Origin of the sequence: Streptomyces galbus (assembly GCF_005280195.1) — a bacterium.
Classification (GTDB): domain Bacteria; phylum Actinomycetota; class Actinomycetes; order Streptomycetales; family Streptomycetaceae; genus Streptomyces; species Streptomyces galbus.
This window is the reverse complement of record NZ_SZPR01000042.1, coordinates 1-2798: the sequence shown is the minus strand read 5'-3', so window position 1 is coordinate 2798 and position 2798 is coordinate 1. Positions and strand designations below refer to the sequence as shown.

At 56.9% G+C, this 2798-nt stretch carries 1 rRNA gene (running past one end of the window); it reads left to right on the top strand.

Going from position 1 to position 2798, the window contains the following annotated elements:
- Positions 1-2686: ribosomal RNA gene (locus E4U92_RS34590) — 23S ribosomal RNA — on the top strand; it begins 427 nt to the left of the window's first position.
- Positions 2687-2798 lie beyond the last annotated feature (112 nt).

Here is a 2798-nt window from a genome sequence, read left to right as displayed (position 1 = left end):
CGGCTCGTTTGAGAGACACCCAAGTAGCACGGGGCCCGAGAAATCCCGTGTGAATCTGGCGGGACCACCCGCTAAGCCTAAATATTCCCTGGTGACCGATAGCGGATAGTACCGTGAGGGAATGGTGAAAAGTACCCCGGGAGGGGAGTGAAATAGTACCTGAAACCGTGTGCCTACAAGCCGTGGGAGCGTCGGAACAAGGCTTGCCTTGTTCTCGTGACTGCGTGCCTTTTGAAGAATGAGCCTGCGAGTTTGCGGTGTGTTGCGAGGTTAACCCGGGTGGGGTAGCCGTAGCGAAAGCGAGTCCGAACAGGGCGTTTCAGTAGCACGCTCAAGACCCGAAGCGGAGTGATCTAGCCATGGGCAGGTTGAAGCGGAGGTAAGACTTCGTGGAGGACCGAACCCACCAGGGTTGAAAACCTGGGGGATGACCTGTGGTTAGGGGTGAAAGGCCAATCAAACTCCGTGATAGCTGGTTCTCCCCGAAATGCATTTAGGTGCAGCGTCGTGTGTTTCTTGCCGGAGGTAGAGCACTGGATAGGCGATGGGCCCTACCGGGTTACTGACCTTAGCCAAACTCCGAATGCCGGTAAGTGAGAGCGCGGCAGTGAGACTGTGGGGGATAAGCTCCATGGTCGAGAGGGAAACAGCCCAGAGCATCGACTAAGGCCCCTAAGCGTACGCTAAGTGGGAAAGGATGTGGAGTCGCAGAGACAACCAGGAGGTTGGCTTAGAAGCAGCCACCCTTGAAAGAGTGCGTAATAGCTCACTGGTCTAGTGATTCCGCGCCGACAATGTAGCGGGGCTCAAGCGTACCGCCGAAGTCGTGTCATTGCAGCATATAGCCCCAACGGGTGCTGTGATGGGTAGGGGAGCGTCGTCTGCCGGGTGAAGCGGCACTGGAAGGTAGTCGTGGACGGTTGACGAGTGAGAATGCAGGCATGAGTAGCGATTCACACGTGAGAAACGTGTGCGCCGATTGACTAAGGGTTCCTGGGTCAAGCTGATCTGCCCAGGGTAAGTCGGGACCTAAGGCGAGGCCGACAGGCGTAGTCGATGGATAACCGGTTGATATTCCGGTACCCGCTGTGAAGCGTCAAACATCGAATCCAGTGATGCTAAGGCCGTGAAGCCGCCCTGATCTCTTCGGAGTTGAGGGGAGTGGTGGAGCCGCTGACCCGATCTGGTAGTAGGTGAGTGATGGGGTGACGCAGGAAGGTAGTCCAGCCCGGGCGGTGGTTGTCCCGGGGTAAGGGTGTAGGCCGTGCGATAGGCAAATCCGTCGCACTTGTGGCTGAGACCTGATGCCGAGCCGATTGTGGTGAAGTGGATGATCCTATGCTGTCGAGAAAAGCCTCTAGCGAGTTTCATGGCGGCCCGTACCCTAAACCGACTCAGGTGGTCAGGTAGAGAATACCGAGGCGTTCGGGTGAACTATGGTTAAGGAACTCGGCAAAATGCCCCCGTAACTTCGGGAGAAGGGGGGCCACAACCGGTGATGAGTCTTGCACTCTGAGCTGGGGGTGGCCGCAGAGACCAGCGAGAAGCGACTGTTTACTAAAAACACAGGTCCGTGCGAAGCCGTAAGGCGATGTATACGGACTGACGCCTGCCCGGTGCTGGAACGTTAAGGGGACCGGTTAGCTCCATTTCGGTGGGGCGAAGCTGAGAACTTAAGCGCCAGTAAACGGCGGTGGTAACTATAACCATCCTAAGGTAGCGAAATTCCTTGTCGGGTAAGTTCCGACCTGCACGAATGGCGTAACGACTTCTCGACTGTCTCAACCATAGGCCCGGTGAAATTGCACTACGAGTAAAGATGCTCGTTTCGCGCAGCAGGACGGAAAGACCCCGGGACCTTTACTACAGTTTGATATTGGTGTTCGGTTCGGCTTGTGTAGGATAGCTGGGAGACTGTGAAGCTCGGACGCCAGTTCGGGTGGAGTCGTCGTTGAAATACCAGTCTGGTCGTGCTGGATGTCTAACCTGGGTCCGTGATCCGGATCAGGGACAGTGTCTGATGGGTAGTTTAACTGGGGCGGTTGCCTCCTAAAGGGTAACGGAGGCGCCCAAAGGTTCCCTCAGCCTGGTTGGCAATCAGGTGTTGAGTGTAAGTGCACAAGGGAGCTTGACTGTGAGACCGACGGGTCGAGCAGGGACGAAAGTCGGGACTAGTGATCCGGCGGTGGCTTGTGGAAGCGCCGTCGCTCAACGGATAAAAGGTACCCCGGGGATAACAGGCTGATCTTCCCCAAGAGTCCATATCGACGGGATGGTTTGGCACCTCGATGTCGGCTCGTCGCATCCTGGGGCTGGAGTCGGTCCCAAGGGTTGGGCTGTTCGCCCATTAAAGCGGTACGCGAGCTGGGTTTAGAACGTCGTGAGACAGTTCGGTCCCTATCCGCTGTGCGCGTAGGAGTCTTGAGAAGGGCTGTCCCTAGTACGAGAGGACCGGGACGGACGAACCTCTGGTGTGCCAGTTGTCCTGCCAAGGGCATGGCTGGTTGGCTACGTTCGGGAGGGATAACCGCTGAAAGCATCTAAGCGGGAAGCCTGCTTCGAGATGAGGACTCCCACCCACTTGATGGGGTAAGGCTCCCAGTAGACGACTGGGTTGATAGGCCGGATCTGGAAGCACGGTAACGTGTGGAGGTGACCGGTACTAATAGGCCGAGGGCTTGTCCTCAGTTGCTCGCGTCCACTGTGTGGGTTCTGAAACCACGAACAGCCGTCGGTTGTTGTCTGTTTCATAGTGTGTCGGTGGTCATAGCGTAGGGGACACGCCCGGTTACATTCCG